Source organism: Pseudomonas sp. RC10-4-2 (genome assembly GCF_050433085.1).
Lineage (GTDB): Bacteria > Pseudomonadota > Gammaproteobacteria > Pseudomonadales > Pseudomonadaceae > Pseudomonas > Pseudomonas aeruginosa.
Window position 1 is genome coordinate 1024706 of the sequence record NZ_JBNPXX010000002.1, and the last position, 17071, is coordinate 1041776.

Sequence of the window (17071 nt, forward strand, 5' to 3'; positions counted from 1 at the left end):
TCGTCTTCGACGGACGAGGGCAGGGAGTCCGACCCATGACACAATCCCACCGACCGCGCCCGCTCGACGGCATCACCGTGGTCAGCCTGGAGCACGCCATCGCCGCGCCGTTCTGCACCCGCCAACTGGCCGATCTCGGCGCGCGGGTGATCAAGATCGAACGCCCCGGCGTCGGCGATTTCGCCCGCGGTTACGACGAGCGGGTCAACGGCCTGTCGTCGCACTTCGTCTGGACCAATCGTTCCAAGCAGAGCCTCAGCCTCGATCTCAAGCAGGCCGAGGCGCTGCCGTTGCTGGAGAAGCTGCTGGCCGGCGCCGACGTGCTGGTGCAGAACCTCGCGCCGGGCGCCGCCGCGCGCCTGGGCCTGTCCTACGAGGCGTTGCGCGAGCGCTTCCCGCGACTGATCGTCTGCGATATCTCCGGCTACGGCGAAGGCGGTCCCTACGAGAAGAAGAAGGCCTACGACCTGCTGATCCAGAGCGAGGGCGGCTTCCTTTCGGTGACCGGCGGCGCCGGGCCGAACGAGATGGCCAAGGCCGGCTGTTCGATCGCCGATATCGCCGCCGGCATGTACGCCTACAGCAGCATCCTTTCGGCCCTGCTGCTGCGCGAGCGCACCGGCGAGGGCAGCCGCATCGACGTGTCGATGCTGGAGAGCCTGGTGGAGTGGATGGGCTACCCGATGTACTACGCCTACCAGGACGCGCCGCCGCCGCCGCGCGCCGGCGCTTCGCACTCGACCATCTACCCCTATGGGCCATTCCCCGCCGGCGACGGCGGCACGGTGATGCTCGGCCTGCAGAACGAGCGCGAGTGGCGGGCCTTCTGCGACAAGGTCCTGCGCCGCCCGGAGCTGGCCGACGACGAACGCTTCTCGGCGAACTTCAAGCGCTCGGCCAACCGCGAAGAGCTGCGTGCGCTGATCGTCGAAGCCTTCGCCGCCTTGCCGGCCGCCGAGGTGGTGGCGCGCCTGGAACAGGCGCAGATCGCCAACGCCCACGTCAACGACATGGCCGGGGTCTGGGCGCACCCGCAGTTACAGGCGCGGCAACGCTGGACCTCCATCGACAGCCCGGCCGGGCGCCTGCCGGCGTTGTTGCCGCCGGCCAGCAGCAGCGCCTTCGTTCCGCGCATGGATGCGGTGCCGGCGCTGGGCGGCGACAGCGACGCGCTGCTTGCCGAACTGGGCTGTACCGCGGCCGATATCCAGCGCCTGCGCGCGATCGGAACGGTATGAGGAGGCAGACATGAACCGACAGATCGTGCGCAGCGCGCTGTTCGTCCCGGCGACCCGCCCGGAGCGGATCCCCAAGGCCCTTGCCAGCGGCGCCGACCGGGTCATCGTCGACCTCGAGGATGCGGTGGAGGAGGGGCTGAAGGTCGAGGCGCGGGCCAATCTCCGGCGTTTCCTCGTCGATACGCCGGAAGCCCGGGTGCTGGTGCGGATCAACGCGGCGGAGCATCCCGGGCATGCCGACGACCTGGCGCTGTGCCGCGACCACGCCGGAGTGATCGGCCTGCTCCTGCCGAAAGTGGAGAGCGCCGCCCAGGTGCGCCACGCCGCCGTGGCCAGCGGCAAGCCGGTCTGGCCCATCGTCGAGAGTGCCCGCGGCCTTGCCGCGCTGGGCGAGATCGCCGCCGCCGCGGGGGTCGAGCGGCTGTCCTTCGGCAGCCTCGACCTGGCCCTGGACCTCGATCTCAACAGCGGCAGCAACGCCGCCGAACAGATTCTCGGTCACGCCCGTTACGCGCTGCTCCTGCAATCGCGCCTGGCAGGCCTGGCGCCGCCGCTGGACGGCGTCTATCCGGCGATCCAGAACCGTGCCGGACTGGTCGAGGCAGTGCGCTTCGCTCGCGACATGGGCTTCGGCGGGTTGCTGTGCATCCATCCGAGCCAGGTCGAGCCGATCCACCAGACATTGATGCCGAGTCCCGCGGAACTGGAGTGGGCGCGTCGGGTTGCAGAGGCCGGCGCCTCCGGTGCCGGCGTCTTCGTGGTCGACGGCGAGATGGTCGACGCGCCGGTGCTGGGACGCGCGCGACGCCTGCTGGAGCGGGCCGGGGAGGGTGGCTGAACGCGTTCGACAGACGCGAACGCGGGCTTGAGCAATGGCGAATTCTCCGAACGCGCCGGCTGCGTCAGGCTCGTCGATACCTCGAAAGCACAACAACAATCTGAGGTCACGAAATGTTCAAGACGATGGTACGGGCGCTGTTGTGCGCCCTGGCGATCGGTGGCTCCTGCCTGGCGAATGCCGCGCAGCCGATCGTCATCAAGTTCTCCCACGTGGTCGCGGAAAACACGCCCAAAGGCCAGGGCGCGCTGCTGTTCAAGAAACTCGTCGAACAGCGCCTGGGCGGCCGGGTCGAGGTAGACGTCTATCCCAACTCGTCGCTGTTCGGCGACGGCAAGGAAATGGAGGCGCTGCTGCTGGGCGACGTGCAGATGCTGGCGCCGTCCCTGGCCAAGTTCGAGCAGTACACGCGCAAGGTGCAGATCTTCGACCTGCCGTTCCTCTTCGACGACATCCAGGCGGTCGACCGCTTCCAGCGCAGCCCGCAGGGGCGCGCCTTGCTGACCAGCATGCAGGGCAAGGGCATCCTCGGCCTGGCCTACTGGCACAACGGGATGAAGCAGCTCTCCGCCAATCGCCCGTTGCTGGAGCCGGAAGACGCGCGCGGGCTGAAATTCCGCGTGCAGGCGTCCGACGTGCTCAACGAGCAGTTCCGCCAGCTCCGCGCGATCTCCCGGAAGATGTCCTTCGCCGAGGTCTACCAGGGCTTGCAGACCGGCGTGGTGAATGGCACCGAGAACACCTGGTCGAACTACGAGAGCCAGAAGGTCAACGAGGTACAGAAGTATTTCACCGAGTCCAACCACGGCCTGGTGGACTACATGGTGATCACCAACGCGAAGTTCTGGAATGGCCTTCCGGCGGACATCCGCGAAGAACTGCAGCGGATCATGGACGAGGTCACCGTGCAGGTGAACCTCGAGGCCGAGCGCCTCAACCGCGACGCCCGCCAGCGCATCCTCGCCAGTGGCGCCAGCGAGATCCATACCCTGAGCCCGCGGCAGCGCGCCGACTGGCGCCAGGCGATGCAGCCGGTATGGCAGAAATTCCGCGGCAATGTCGGTGCCGATCTGCTCCAGGCCGCCGAAGCTTCCAACCGTCCCGATTGACCCGTCCGGCCCCGCCCGGCCGGGCGGGGCATTGTGGAGAACGCTGCGATGAATCGACTCGTGCGCGTCTGGAACCGCTTCGAGGAGGGCGCTATCGCCTTCCTGCTGGCGGCGATGACGCTGGTGACCTTCCTCTATGTGGTGATGACCAACGTCTTCACCCTGTTCTACGACCTCGGCGACCGCCTGCCGACACTGCGGGCTCCGCTGTACTCGATGGGCGACGCGATCCTCGGGGTAGCCCAGGATATGTCCTGGAGCAACGCGCTGACCAAGGCGCTGTTCGGCTGGCTGATCTTCCTCGGCATCGCCTACGGCGTACGCACCGCCGGCCACCTCGGGGTGGATGCCCTGGTGCGCCTGGCGCCGCGTCCCTTGCAGCGCCTGATCGGGATACTCGCCTGCCTCTGCTGCCTGGGCTACGCCGGGCTGTTCATGGTCGCCAGCTACGACTGGGTGAAGACCCTGTTCGTCGCCGGCATCGGCGCCGAGGACCTCGACCACTTCGGCATCCTCCAGGCCTACATCGCGGTGGTGGTGCCGGTCGGCTTCGGCCTGGTGCTGCTGCGCTACCTGGAAATCCTCGTCAACCTGTTGCGCGGTCGCCAGCTCGGGCTGGGCCTCGCCGACGAGGCCGCCGAGGCCTCCAAACTGGCCGGCGAAGAGGCCGGGGAGAACCGTCCATGACCGTGCTGATCCTGTTCCTGCTGCTGTTCCTGTTCATGTTCATCGGCGTGCCCATCGCCATCTCCCTGGGGCTGTCCGGCGCCCTGACGATCCTGCTGTTCAGCCCGGATTCGGTGCGCTCGCTGGCGATCAAGCTGTTCGAGACCTCCGAGGCCTACACCCTGCTGGCGATCCCGTTCTTCCTGCTCTCCGGCGCGTTCATGACCACCGGTGGCGTGGCGCGGCGCCTGATCGACTTCGCCAATGCCTGCGTCGGGCATATCCGCGGCGGCCTGGCGATCGCTGCGGTGCTTGCCTGCATGCTGTTCGCCGCGCTGTCCGGTTCGTCGCCGGCGACAGTGGCGGCGGTCGGCTCGATCGCCGTGGCCGGCATGGTCCGCTCCGGCTATCCGCGCGCCTTCGGCGCGGGGATCATCTGCAATGCCGGGACCCTGGGCATCCTCATCCCGCCATCGATCGTGATGGTGGTCTACGCCGCCGCCACCGAGACCTCGGTGGGCAAGCTGTTCGTCGCCGGGGTGGTTCCGGGGTTGTTGCTCGGGGTGATCCTGATGGTGGTGATCTACATCGTCGCGCGGGTCAAGAAGCTGCCGGCGCAGCCGCGCGCCAGCTTCCGCGAGTGGCTGGCCGCCGCACGCCGTGCAGGCTGGGGCCTGTTGCTGCTGGTGATCATCCTCGGCGGCATCTATTCCGGGCTGTTCACCCCCACCGAGGCGGCGGCGGTGGCGGCGGTGTATTCGGCCTTCGTCGCGCTGTTCGTGTACAAGGACATGCGCCTGCGCGACTGTCCCAAGGTGCTGCTGGAGTCGGGGCGGCTGAGCATCATGCTGATGTTCATCATCGCCAATGCCATGCTCTTCGCCCACGTGTTGACCACCGAGCAGATCCCCCAGCAGATCACCGAATGGGTGGTGCAGGAAGGCCTGACCCCGATCGGCTTCCTGCTGATGGTCAACGTGGTGCTGCTGGTCGCCGGCAGCTTCATGGAGCCCTCGGCGATCGTGCTGATCCTGGCGCCGATCTTCTTCCCCATCGCCATGAAGCTGGGCATCGACCCGATCCACCTGGGCATCGTCATGGTGGTGAACATGGAGATCGGCCTGGTACACCCGCCGGTCGGCCTCAACCTGTTCGTCACTTCGGCGGTCACCGGCATGCCGCTGGGGGCGACCATCCGCGCGGCGCTGCCGTGGCTGATGATCCTGCTGCTGTTCCTGATCCTGGTGACCTACGTGCCGTTGATCTCGCTGTGGCTGCCGGGCCTGCTGGGCATGAGTTGAGGTCGCGGCGGCGGGGCGCGGGACGCGCTCCGCCGCTGGCGCAAGGCTACGATCGGCGCGGCTTATAGCTACTATCGGCGCTGTCGCGCAGTGGTAAGACCATGGTCGTATGGTTCGTGGGGTGTGCGCTCGCTACAACTGGGCACAACAAAAACAACACTCACGTACCGAGGTTAAAGCCATGTCTGCGGCATCCCTGTACCCCGTGCACCCGGAAGCGGTGGCACGGACCTTCACCGACGAAGCCACCTACAAGACGATGTACCAGCAGTCCGTCGTCAACCCCGACGGCTTCTGGCGCGAGCAGGCCCAGCGGATCGACTGGATCAAGCCGTTCGAGAAGGTCAAGCAGACCTCCTTCGACGACCATCACGTGGACATCAAGTGGTTCGCCGACGGCACCCTCAACGTGTCGCACAACTGCCTCGACCGTCACCTCGCCGAACGCGGCGACCAGGTGGCGATCATCTGGGAAGGCGACGATCCCGCCGACCACCAGGAAATCACCTACCGCCAGCTCCACGAGCAGGTCTGCAAGTTCGCCAACGCCCTGCGCGGGCAGGACGTGCACCGCGGCGACGTAGTGACCATCTACATGCCGATGATCCCCGAGGCCGTGGTCGCCATGCTCGCCTGCACCCGCATCGGCGCGATCCACTCGGTGGTCTTCGGCGGCTTCTCCCCCGAGGCCCTGGCAGGACGCATCATCGATTGCAAGTCGAAGGTGGTGATCACCGCCGACGAAGGCGTGCGCGGCGGCAAGCGCACTCCGCTGAAGGCCAATGTCGACGACGCCCTGACCAACCCGGAAACCTCCAGCGTGCAGAAGATCATCGTCTGCAAGCGTACCGGTGCGGAGATCAAGTGGAACCAGCACCGCGACGTCTGGTACGACGACCTGATGAAGGTTGCCGGCAGCACTTGCGCACCCAAGGAAATGGGCGCCGAGGACCCGCTGTTCATCCTCTACACCTCCGGCTCCACCGGCAAGCCGAAGGGCGTGCTGCATACCACCGGCGGCTACCTGGTGTACGCCTCGCTGACCCACGAGCGGGTCTTCGACTACCGTCCGGGCGAAGTCTACTGGTGCACCGCCGACATCGGCTGGGTCACCGGCCACACCTACATCGTCTATGGTCCGCTGGCCAACGGCGCCACCACCATTCTGTTCGAGGGCGTGCCGAACTACCCCGACGTGACCCGCGTGGCGAAAATCATCGACAAGCACAAGGTCAACATCCTCTACACCGCGCCGACCGCGATCCGCGCGATGATGGCCGAAGGCAAGGCGGCGGTGGCCGGTGCCGACGGTTCCAGCCTGCGTCTGCTCGGTTCGGTGGGCGAGCCGATCAACCCGGAAGCCTGGCAGTGGTACTACGAGACCGTCGGCCAGTCGCGCTGCCCGATCGTCGACACCTGGTGGCAGACCGAGACCGGCGCCTGCCTGATGACCCCGTTGCCGGGCGCCCATGCGATGAAGCCGGGCTCCGCGGCCAAGCCGTTCTTCGGCGTGGTCCCGGCGCTGGTGGACAACCTCGGCAACCTGATCGAGGGCGCCGCCGAGGGCAACCTGGTGATCCTCGACTCCTGGCCGGGCCAGGCGCGGACCCTGTTCGGCGACCATGACCGCTTCGTCGACACCTACTTCAAGACCTTCAAGGGCATGTACTTCACCGGCGACGGCGCGCGCCGCGACGAGGACGGCTACTACTGGATCACCGGGCGGGTCGACGACGTGCTCAACGTCTCCGGCCACCGCATGGGCACCGCCGAGGTGGAAAGCGCGATGGTCGCCCACCCGAAGGTCGCCGAGGCGGCGGTGGTCGGCATGCAGCACGACATCAAGGGGCAGGGCATCTATGTCTACGTCACCCTCAACTCCGGGGTCGAGCCGAGCGAGGCGCTGCGCCAGGAGCTGAAGCAATGGGTTCGCCGCGAGATCGGTCCGATCGCCACGCCGGATGTGATCCAGTGGGCGCCGGGACTGCCGAAGACCCGTTCGGGCAAGATCATGCGGCGCATCCTGCGCAAGATCGCCGCGGCCGAGTACGACACCCTCGGCGACATCTCCACCCTTGCCGACCCGGGCGTGGTCCAGCACCTGATCGAGACCCATCGCTCGATGCAGGCCGCCTGACTTCCGCCTGATCCGAAACGACCCCGCGCGGTGCGAGCCGCGCGGGGTCTTTCATTTGGCGCGGGCCGAGGAGGAGGGCGTTTCGAATGGGCTCGCGCCGGGAATGGGGCGGCGGTAACACTTCGGTGATGCGCGCCTGCGCATAATTGGGGCGAGAGGAAACGCCACGCACAGCCAAGGTGCGACACGGGGTAGCAGTCGAGGCGAGTCGTAGCGGCCAAGCCATTGAAGGAGAAGGAATTGGCAATTTATGGCTTGAGATTTGCTTTACTCATTGATTACACTTCGCGCTTTCCGGGCACAAATGTCGCTGCCTGTCAATATCGCCGAATGCCCTCTTCGGTGCTTTTATAATTAGTTGTCGCATTGAAGAAATAACCACTTTCGGCCTGTCGCTAGAATGCCGCTCACCCCAGCTGGCGCCCTGTCCACGAGAAGGCGCCATGCGCAAGAGCCGGTGATCACGCATATCCGTCGGCAGCCTGGGCAAGGTTCTATTTCTCCTGCCAATCGATGCCATCCCCTTCGAAGGAGTTCCAGATGAAGAAGCTCGCACTTCTCGGCGCCCTGGCGCTGTCCGTGCTCTCCCTGCCCACTTTCGCCGCCGACAAGCCGGTGCGCATCGGCATCGAGGCGGCCTACCCGCCGTTCTCGCTGAAGACCCCGGACGGCCAGTTGGCAGGCTTCGACGTGGATATCGGCAATGCCCTCTGCGAAGAGATGAAGGTGCAGTGCAAGTGGGTCGAGCAGGAGTTCGACGGCCTGATCCCGGCACTCAAGGTGCGCAAGATCGATGCGATCCTCTCGTCGATGACCATCACCGACGAGCGCAAGCGTTCGGTCGACTTCACCAACAAGTACTACAACACCCCGGCGCGCTTCGTGATGAAGGAAGGCGCCAGCCTCAACGATCCCAAGGCCGACCTGAAGGGCAAGAAGGCCGGCGTGCTGCGTGGCAGTACCGCCGACCGCTACGCCTCCGCCGAACTGACCCCGGCCGGCGTCGAAGTGGTGCGCTACAACTCCCAGCAGGAAGCCAACATGGACCTGGTGGCCGGTCGCCTCGACGCGGTGGTCGCCGACTCGGTGAACCTCGAGGACGGCTTCCTCAAGACCGATGCCGGCAAGGGCTACGCCTTCGTCGGTCCGCAACTGACCGATGCCAAGTACTTCGGCGAAGGCGTCGGCATCGCCGTGCGCAAGGGCGATAGCGAGCTGGCCGGCAAGTTCAACGCGGCCATCGACGCGCTGCGCGCCAACGGCAAGTACAAGCAGATCCAGGACAAGTACTTCAGCTTCGACGTCTACGGTTCGAACTGACGCTATCCGTCAGAGGTGGCACAAACGTCCGCGACGCCTCGCGCTGTTTGTGCCACTTTTTTATTGACTGGACGCCACTGCTTTAGCGCTGCATTAGCTGCATAGAGGTACCGTTTTGATGATCACTGGCTACGGTGCGACCATCGTCGATGGCGCCTGGCTGACTCTCCAGCTGGCCCTGCTTTCCATGCTCCTGGCCATCGTCCTCGGCCTGCTGGGCGCGGCCTTCCGCCTGTCGCCGGTGCGCTGGCTGGCCTGGTGCGGCGACCTGTACGCCACGGTAGTGCGCGGCATCCCCGACCTGGTGCTGATCCTGCTGATCTTCTACGGCGGCCAGGGCCTGCTGAACTGGGTCGCCCCGCAACTCGGCTACGACGACTACATCGACCTGAATCCCTTCGTGTCCGGCGTCGGCACCCTCGGCTTCATCTTCGGCGCCTATCTCTCGGAGACCTTCCGCGGCGCCTTCATGGCGATTCCCAAGGGGCAGGGCGAGGCCGGCTACGCCTACGGCATGAGCCACCGCCAGGTGTTCTTCCGCATCCAGGTGCCGCAGATGATCCGCCTGGCGATCCCCGGCTTCACCAACAACTGGCTGGTGCTGGTCAAGGCCACCGCGCTGATTTCCGTGGTCGGCCTGCAGGACATGATGTTCAAGGCCAAGCAGGCCTCCGATGCGACCCGCGAGCCGTTCACCTACTACCTCGCCGTGGCCGGCCTGTACCTGCTGGTGACCAGCGTGTCGCTGCTGTTGCTGCGCCTGCTCGAACGCCGCTATTCGGTCGGCGTGAAAACCGCGGAACTGTGAGTCAAGGGGCCCTATCGTGATCTTCGATTTCTCCGTCATCTGGGACAGCCTTCCGCTCTATTTCGACGGCCTGCTGGTCACCCTCAAGCTGCTCTCGATCTCCCTGCTGATCGGCCTGCTGCTGGCGGTGCCGCTGGCGCTGATGCGGGTCTCCAAGCAGCCGCTGGTGAACTTCCCGGCCTGGCTCTACACCTACGTGATCCGCGGCACGCCGATGCTGGTCCAGCTGTTCCTGATCTACTACGGCCTGGCGCAGTTCGACGCGGTGCGCGAGAGCGCGCTGTGGCCCTGGTTGTCGAACGCCTCCTTCTGCGCCTGCCTGGCGTTCGCCATCAACACCAGCGCCTATACCGCCGAGATCCTCGCCGGCAGCCTGAAGGCCACGCCCCATGGCGAGATCGAGGCGGCCAAGGCGATGGGCATGTCGCGCCTGAAGATGTACCGCCGCATCCTCCTGCCGTCGGCACTGCGGCGCGCCCTGCCGCAGTACAGCAACGAAGTGATCATGATGCTGCAGACCACCAGCCTGGCGTCCATCGTCACCCTGGTGGACATCACCGGCGCCGCGCGGACCGTCTACTCGCAGTACTACCTGCCGTTCGAGGCGTTCATCACCGCTGGCCTGTTCTACCTGTGCCTGACCTTCATCCTGGTGCGCCTGTTCAAGCTTGCCGAGCGCCGCTGGCTGGCCTACCTGGCGCCGCGCAAATCCTGATCCGGAGGACCGCATGGAGCGTATCGACCACCTGCTGCCGTGGAGCACCCTGGGAAGCGAGAAGCGCCTGAGCGTGTTCCGCTTCGGCTGCGGCGCGCGCAAGGTCTACATCCAGTCCAGCCTGCACGCCGACGAGCTGCCGGGCATGCGCACCGCCTGGGAGCTGAAGCAGCGGTTGCGCCTGCTGGAGGCGGAAGGCCGCCTGCGCGGCACCGTCGAGCTGGTGCCGGTGGCCAATCCGGTCGGTCTCGGGCAGATGATCCAGGCGCTGCACCAGGGACGCTTCGAAATGAGCAGCGGGCGCAACTTCAACCGCGATTTCCCCGACCTGCTGGACGCGGTGATCGACAGCGTCGGCGAGCGTCTCGGCAGCGATCCGGCGGCCAATGTCGCGCTGGTCCGCCAGGCCCTGCGCGCGGCGCTGGACGCCCTGCCGCCGGCGACCTCGGAACTGGAGGGCATGCAGCGCCTGCTGTATCGCCACGCCTGCGACGCCGACCTGGTGCTCGACCTGCATTGCGACTTCGAGGCCGCCATCCATCTCTATACCCTGCCGCAGCAATGGCCCGCCTTCGCCTCCCTGGCCGCACGCCTGGGCGCCGCTGTCGGGCTGCTCGCCGAGGAGTCCGGCGGCGGTTCCTTCGACGAGGCCTGCTCGGTGCCGTGGCTGCGCCTGTCGCGCCTGTATCCGCGCGCCGAGCTGCCGCTGGCCTGCCTGGCGACCACCGTCGAACTCGGCGGCCAGGCCGACACCACCGTGCAGCAGGCCGAGGCCAACGCCGCGGCGATCCTGGCCTTCCTCGCCGAGCAGGGCTTCGTCGAGGGCGAATGGCCGGCGGCGCCCGAAGCCTGCTGCGAAGGCTTGCCCTTCGAGGGCACCGAATACGTCCACGCCCCGCATACCGGCGTGGTGAGTTTCCTGCGCCGGCCGGGCGAATGGGTGGAGGCGGGCGAACCGCTGTTCCAGGTCATCGATCCCCTGGCCGACCGTGCCAGCACCGTGTGCGCCGGGGTTTCCGGCGTGCTTTTCGCCATCGAACGGATGCGCTACGCGCAGCCGGGACTCTGGCTGGCCAAGGTGGCCGGTCGTCAACCGATCCGTCAGGGACGCTTGCTCAGCGACTGATTAGCCGAGAACACACACATGTACAAACTGGAAGTCCAAGACCTGCACAAGCGCTACGGTAGCCACGAGGTGCTCAAGGGCGTCTCGCTGGCGGCGAAAGCGGGCGACGTGATCAGCATCATCGGCTCGAGCGGTTCCGGCAAGAGCACCTTTCTGCGCTGCATAAACCTGCTGGAACAGCCGCACGCCGGCAAGATCCTGCTCAACGGCGAGGAGCTGAAGCTGGTGCCCGGCCGCGACGGCGCGCTGAAGGCCGCCGACTCCCGCCAGTTGCAGCGCATGCGCTCGCGCCTGTCGATGGTGTTCCAGCATTTCAACCTGTGGTCGCACATGAGCGCCCTGGAGAACGTCATCGAGGCGCCCGTGCATGTGCTCGGCGTGTCGAAGAAGGAAGCCATCGAGAAGGCCGAGCACTACCTGGCCAAGGTCGGCGTGGCACACCGCAAGGACGCCTACCCGGCGCACATGAGCGGCGGCGAGCAGCAGCGCGTGGCGATCGCCCGGGCGCTGGCGGTGGAGCCGGAAGTGATGCTGTTCGACGAGCCGACCTCGGCGCTCGACCCCGAACTGGTGGGCGAAGTGCTGAAGGTCATGCAGGACCTGGCCCAGGAAGGCCGCACCATGGTGGTGGTGACCCACGAGATGGGTTTCGCCCGCGAGGTGTCGAACCAGTTGGTGTTCCTGCACAAGGGCCTGGTCGAGGAACACGGCTGCCCGAAGGAAGTCCTCGCCAACCCGCAGTCGGACCGCCTCAAGCAGTTCCTCTCCGGCAGCCTCAAGTAACATTCATCGCAGAGGCCGGCTAAGCTGCTCCCATGACTGCCCAACCCCAACGCATCGGTTTCCTCCTCTGGCCCGCCACCCGCGCGCTGACGCTATCGCTTGCCGAGGAAGCCCTGCGGGCGGCCCGGCGGTTGCACCCCGAGGCGCTCTACGAGCCGCTGTTCCTGCTCGCCGAAGCGCCGGCCGAAGAGGAGGGCTGGCGCCTGCCGGGAACGGCCTGGAACGGCAGGCTGGAGCAATGCTCGCGGCTGTTCCTGGTCGCCGACGAGGCGCCGGCGGCGGTGTCGCCAGCGCTGGGCCTGGCGCTCAAGCAACTGGCGCGTTCGGGAGCGGCGATCGGCGCGCTGTCCGCCGGCATCTACCCGCTGGCCCAGCTCGGCCTGCTCGACGGCTATCGCGCCGCGGTGCACTGGCGTTGGCACGATGACTTCACCGAGCGCTTCCCCAAGGTCATCGCCACCAATCACCTGTTCGAGTGGGATCGCGACCGCATGACCGCCTGCGGCGGCATGGCGGTACTCGACCTGCTGCTGGCGCTGCTGTCCCGCGACCATGGCGCTGAACTGGCCGGCGCGGTCTCGGAAGAGCTGGTGGTGGAGCGCATTCGCGAAGGCAACGAGCGCCAGCGCATCCCGCTGAAGAATCGCCTCGGCTCCAGCCATCCGAAGCTGACCCAGGCGGTACTGCTGATGGAAGCCAATATCGAGGAGCCACTGACCACCGACGAGATCGCCCAGCATGTGTGTGTTTCGCGGCGCCAGTTGGAACGGATCTTCAAGCAATACCTGAACCGCGTACCCAGCCAGTACTACCTGGAGCTGCGCCTGAACCGCGCGCGGCAGATGCTGATGCAGACCAGCAAGTCGATCATCCAGATCGGCCTGTCCTGCGGTTTCTCTTCCGGGCCGCATTTCTCCAGCGCCTACCGCAACTTCTTCGGCGTCACTCCGCGCGAGGACCGCAACCAGCGGCGCGGCGGCAGCGCCTTCGAGACGACCTTCACTCCCGTCGAACGCGGCTGATCGCCAACGGCGCGGCGGTTTCAGCCGGGCTTTGCGACGCCCCGGGAGGCGGATCGCCTCGGGAAGTCGCCGAGTTCGCGACGGGCCGTCGGAATGATCGCCTCCAGCAGTTCCAGCGGAACGTCGCTGGCGAACAGGTTGACCACGAAACGCCGGCCGACGTCGTCGCGAAAGACCTCGAACAGCGGCTGTTCGCCGCGCCAGCACTCCAGGCCGAGGCCGTCGCGCGGATTGACGTCGGAGGCGAAGACGAGACGGTAGTCGATTCCCTCGATGGGCATGGCTTGTTTCCCTGCTGTTCCCGCCCGCGGGGCGGCGTAGAAGAAGTATGCACCCGAGTGCATCGCGCGTTTACACTGCGCCTTCCCGATGCTTTCTGTCGCATTTCCGAAAGCCGCGGAAATTCCCGGGTTGGCGCTATAACAAGTTGTCGCATGGCGGCAATGCCGGCCCGGTCCCAATCCCTACAATCCTTTCATCGATAGCCGCCTTCAGGCAGGAGAAACACCGATGTCCGCTCCCCATGCGCAGGTAGAACGTGCCGATTTCGACCGGTATATGGTCCCCAACTACGCCCCCGCCGCCTTCATTCCGGTGCGAGGCGAGGGATCGCGCGTCTGGGACCAGAGCGGCCGCGAACTGATCGATTTCGCCGGCGGCATCGCCGTGACCTCCCTGGGCCACGCGCATCCGGCGCTGGTCAAGGCGCTCACCGAGCAGGCCCAGCGCATCTGGCACGTTTCCAACGTCTTCACTAACGAGCCGGCCCTGCGCCTGGCGCGCAAGCTGGTGGACGCCACCTTCGCCGAGCGGGTGTTCCTCGCCAATTCCGGCGCCGAAGCCAACGAGGCGGCCTTCAAGCTGGCTCGCCGCTACGCCAACGATGTCTACGGCCCGCAGAAGTACGAGATCATCGCCGCCAGCAACAGCTTCCACGGGCGCACCCTGTTCACCGTCAACGTCGGCGGCCAGCCGAAGTATTCCGATGGCTTCGGGCCCAAGTTCGAGGGTATCACCCACGTTCCCTACAACGACCTGGAAGCGCTGAAGGCGGCGATCTCCGACAAGACCTGCGCCGTGGTGCTGGAACCGATCCAGGGCGAGGGCGGCGTGCTGCCGGCGCAGCAGGCCTACCTGGAAGGGGCGCGCAAGCTGTGCGACGAGCACAACGCGCTGCTGGTCTTCGACGAGGTCCAGAGCGGCATGGGCCGGGTCGGCGAGCTGTTCGCCTACATGCACTACGGCGTGGTCCCGGACATCCTCTCCAGCGCCAAGAGCCTGGGCGGCGGCTTCCCTATCGGTGCGATGCTCACCACCGGCGAGATCGCCAAGCACCTGTCGGTCGGCACCCACGGCACCACCTACGGCGGCAACCCGCTGGCGTCGGCGGTGGCCGAGGCGGCGCTGGACGTGATCAATACCCCGGAAGTGCTGGATGGCGTGAAGGCCAAGCATGAGCGCTTCAAGTCCCGCCTGCAGAAGATCGGCCAGGAGTACGGCATCTTCGACGAGATCCGCGGCATGGGCCTGCTGATCGGTGCGGCGCTGACCGACGAGTGGAAGGGCAAGGCCAGGGATGTGCTCAACGCCGCCGAGAAAGAGGCGGTCATGGTGCTCCAGGCCAGCCCGGACGTGGTGCGCTTCGCGCCGAGCCTGGTGATCGACGACGCCGAGATCGACGAAGGCCTGGAGCGCTTCGAGCGCGCCGTGGCCAAGCTGGTCCGCGGCTGAGCGAACCCACGGGGCCCCGGCGCAGGCCGGGGCACCCGATGCGACATCCCGGAGCGGCCCGCGCCGGAGCCGGGAACCGTGCCGCCGTGCGTGGCGCGGGATCTTCCCTGCTGGACGTTCGAAACCGTGGCACAGGAAGGTGCCGCGGTCCCGCGCATGGATGCGGCAATCATCGTTGTCTGAGAAAGGAGTGACGCCATGTTGGTGATGCGCCCCGCCCAAGCGGCCGACCTGCCACAGGTGCAGCGTCTGGCGGCGGACAGCCCGGTAGGCGTCACGTCCTTGCCGGATGACGCCGAACGCCTGCGCGACAAGATCCTCGCTTCCGAGGCCTCGTTCGCCGCGGAGGTGAGCTACAACGGCGAGGAAAGCTATTTCTTCGTCCTCGAGGACAGCGCCAGCGGCGAGCTGGTCGGCTGCTCGGCGATCGTCGCCTCGGCCGGGTTCTCGGAACCGTTCTACAGCTTCCGCAACGAAACCTTCGTGCACGCCTCGCGCTCGCTGTCGATCCACAACAAGATCCATGTCCTCTCGCTGTGCCACGACCTTACCGGCAACAGCCTGCTGACCAGTTTCTACGTACAGCGCGACCTGGTGCAGAGCGTCTACGCCGAACTCAACTCGCGCGGTCGCCTGCTGTTCATGGCCAGCCATCCGGAGCGCTTCGCCGACGCGGTGGTGGTGGAGATCGTCGGCTACAGCGACGAGCAGGGCGAATCGCCGTTCTGGAACGCGGTCGGGCGCAACTTCTTCGACCTGAACTACATCGAGGCGGAAAAGCTCTCCGGGCTGAAGAGCCGCACCTTCCTCGCCGAACTGATGCCGCACTATCCGATCTATGTGCCACTGTTGCCGGATGCCGCCCAGGAGTCCATGGGCCAGGTCCACCCGCGAGCGCAGATCACCTTCGATATCCTGATGCGCGAAGGCTTCGAGACCGACAACTACATCGACATCTTCGATGGCGGCCCGACCCTGCACGCGCGTACCTCGGGGATTCGCTCGATCGCCCAGAGCCGGGTGGTTCCGGTGAAGATCGGCGAGGCGCCGAAGAGCGGGCGTCCATACCTGGTCACCAACGGCCAGTTGCAGGACTTCCGCGCGGTCGTGCTGGACCTGGACTGGGCGCCCGGCAAGCCGGTGGCCCTGAGTGTTGAAGCCGCCGAGGCCCTGGGCGTCGGCGAAGGCGCCAGCGTGCGCCTGGTAGCGGTCTGAAGGAGCCAGTCATGATCGTACGTCCTGTTACCAGCGCCGACCTGCCGGCCCTGATCGAGCTGGCGCGCAGCACCGGCACCGGCCTGACCACCCTGCCGGCCAACGAGCAGCGCCTGCAGCATCGCGTCAGCTGGGCCGAGAAGGCCTTCCGCGGCGAGGCCGAACGCGGCGACGCCGACTACCTGTTCGTCCTCGAGGACGACGCCGGCAAGGTCGTCGGCATCTCCGCCATCGCCGGAGCGGTGGGGCTTCGCGAACCCTGGTACAACTACCGGGTCGGCCTCACCGTGAGCGCCTCGCAGGAACTCAACATCCATCGCGAGATCCCCACGCTGTTCCTGGCCAACGACCTGACCGGCAATTCCGAGCTGTGCTCGCTGTTCCTCCACGCCGACCACCGCAGCGGCCTCAACGGCAAGCTGCTGTCGCGCGCGCGCTTCCTGTTCATCGCCGAATTCCGCCACCTGTTCGGCGACAAGCTGATCGCCGAGATGCGCGGCATGTCCGACGAGGAGGGGCGTTCGCCATTCTGGGAAAGCCTCGGCCGGCACTTCTTCAAGATGGAATTCTCCCAGGCCGACTACCTCACCGGGGTCGGCAACAAGGCCTTCATCGCCGAGCTGATGCCGAAGTTCCCGCTCTACACCTGCTTCCTCTCCGAGGAGGCGCGCGGGGTGATCGGCCGCGTCCATCCGAACACCGAGCCGGCGCTGGCCATGCTCAAGGCCGAGGGCTTCAGCTACCAGGGCTACGTCGACATCTTCGACGCCGGCCCGGCGATCGAGGCCGAGACCGACAAGATCCGCGCCATCGCCGAGAGCCAGAACCTGGTGCTGGCGGTGGGCACTCCCGGTGACGACGCCGAGCCCTACCTGATCCACAACCGCAAGCGCGAAGACTGTCGCATCACCGCCGCGCCGGCGCGGGCCGCCGCCGGCACCCTGGTGGTCGATCCGCTGACTGCCAAGCGCCTGCGCCTGTCGGCCGGCGCCTCGGTACGCGCGGTGCCGCTGTCGGCGCAGAAGCGCGGTTGAAAGCCTGATGGAGGCGTCCCGGCGAGGG

16 protein-coding genes are annotated in these 17071 nt (G+C 66.6%); 15 read left to right on the forward strand and 1 reads right to left on the reverse strand.

What is annotated here, in order from left to right; genetic code table 11:
* Window positions 1-35: 35 nt before the first annotated feature.
* The 12 genes from FHW81_RS12655 to argR all read left to right on the forward strand — a co-directional run bounded on the left by FHW81_RS12655 (window position 36) and on the right by argR (window position 13063).
* Window positions 36-1238 (forward strand): CaiB/BaiF CoA transferase family protein, encoded by a 1203-nt coding sequence (locus tag FHW81_RS12655; protein WP_023084556.1) that lies wholly within the window; start codon window positions 36-38, stop codon window positions 1236-1238.
* A 10-nt stretch (window positions 1239-1248) separates the two neighbouring features.
* Window positions 1249-2076: an HpcH/HpaI aldolase/citrate lyase family protein gene (locus FHW81_RS12660; protein WP_003123245.1), complete on the forward strand. Its 828-nt coding sequence runs from the start codon at window positions 1249-1251 to the stop codon at window positions 2074-2076.
* Between the two features lie 113 nt (window positions 2077-2189).
* Window positions 2190-3185, forward strand: coding sequence for a TRAP transporter substrate-binding protein (locus tag FHW81_RS12665; protein WP_003117123.1), 996 nt, complete (start codon window positions 2190-2192; stop codon window positions 3183-3185).
* Between the two features lie 48 nt (window positions 3186-3233).
* The gene (locus FHW81_RS12670) at window positions 3234-3872 is read left to right on the forward strand and encodes a TRAP transporter small permease (protein ID WP_003114245.1); all 639 of its coding nucleotides are present in this window, start codon (window positions 3234-3236) and stop codon (window positions 3870-3872) included.
* Window positions 3869-5152, forward strand: coding sequence for a C4-dicarboxylate TRAP transporter large permease protein DctM (gene dctM / locus FHW81_RS12675; RefSeq protein WP_003085927.1), 1284 nt, complete (start codon window positions 3869-3871; stop codon window positions 5150-5152). The genes FHW81_RS12670 and dctM overlap by 4 nt, the downstream gene beginning before the upstream one ends.
* Before the next feature lie 181 nt (window positions 5153-5333).
* Entirely contained in the window at window positions 5334-7289 is a 1956-nt protein-coding gene (gene acs, locus FHW81_RS12680) for an acetate--CoA ligase (RefSeq protein WP_003110260.1), read from the forward strand.
* A gap of 540 nt (window positions 7290-7829) precedes the next feature.
* Window positions 7830-8609: an ABC transporter substrate-binding protein gene (locus FHW81_RS12685; RefSeq protein ID WP_003085932.1), complete on the forward strand. Its 780-nt coding sequence runs from the start codon at window positions 7830-7832 to the stop codon at window positions 8607-8609.
* A 118-nt stretch (window positions 8610-8727) separates the two neighbouring features.
* The gene (locus FHW81_RS12690) at window positions 8728-9417 is read left to right on the forward strand and encodes an ABC transporter permease (protein WP_003085934.1); all 690 of its coding nucleotides are present in this window, start codon (window positions 8728-8730) and stop codon (window positions 9415-9417) included.
* A gap of 16 nt (window positions 9418-9433) precedes the next feature.
* On the forward strand, window positions 9434-10132 hold the full coding sequence (locus FHW81_RS12695; RefSeq protein ID WP_003085936.1) for an ABC transporter permease: 699 nt from the start codon (window positions 9434-9436) through the stop codon (window positions 10130-10132).
* 13 nt (window positions 10133-10145) lie between these two features.
* Window positions 10146-11258: a M14 family metallopeptidase gene (locus FHW81_RS12700; RefSeq protein ID WP_003112610.1), complete on the forward strand. Its 1113-nt coding sequence runs from the start codon at window positions 10146-10148 to the stop codon at window positions 11256-11258.
* A gap of 18 nt (window positions 11259-11276) precedes the next feature.
* The gene (gene aotP, locus FHW81_RS12705) at window positions 11277-12041 is read left to right on the forward strand and encodes an arginine/ornithine transport ATP-binding protein AotP (protein ID WP_003085940.1); all 765 of its coding nucleotides are present in this window, start codon (window positions 11277-11279) and stop codon (window positions 12039-12041) included.
* Between the two features lie 32 nt (window positions 12042-12073).
* Window positions 12074-13063, forward strand: a complete 990-nt coding sequence (gene argR / locus FHW81_RS12710) for a transcriptional regulator ArgR (RefSeq protein WP_003085944.1) — start codon at window positions 12074-12076, stop codon at window positions 13061-13063.
* Between the two features lie 20 nt (window positions 13064-13083).
* Here argR and FHW81_RS12715 read toward each other — a convergent pair whose 3' ends face one another.
* The gene (locus FHW81_RS12715) at window positions 13084-13407 is read right to left on the reverse strand and encodes a hypothetical protein (RefSeq protein ID WP_003123239.1); all 324 of its coding nucleotides are present in this window, start codon (window positions 13405-13407) and stop codon (window positions 13084-13086) included.
* A 166-nt stretch (window positions 13408-13573) separates the two neighbouring features.
* Between FHW81_RS12715 and aruC the strand changes: the two genes are divergently transcribed.
* The 3 genes from aruC (at window position 13574) to astA (ending at window position 17043) form a co-directional block, all read left to right on the forward strand.
* Window positions 13574-14794: a bifunctional succinylornithine transaminase/acetylornithine aminotransferase gene (aruC, locus tag FHW81_RS12720; protein WP_003112608.1), complete on the forward strand. Its 1221-nt coding sequence runs from the start codon at window positions 13574-13576 to the stop codon at window positions 14792-14794.
* Between the two features lie 198 nt (window positions 14795-14992).
* Window positions 14993-16009, forward strand: coding sequence for an arginine/ornithine succinyltransferase subunit alpha (aruF, locus tag FHW81_RS12725; protein ID WP_003085950.1), 1017 nt, complete (start codon window positions 14993-14995; stop codon window positions 16007-16009).
* Window positions 16010-16020: 11 nt separating this feature from the next.
* Entirely contained in the window at window positions 16021-17043 is a 1023-nt protein-coding gene (gene astA, locus FHW81_RS12730; RefSeq protein WP_003112607.1) for an arginine N-succinyltransferase, read from the forward strand.
* The last annotated feature ends 28 nt before the right edge of the window (window positions 17044-17071 follow it).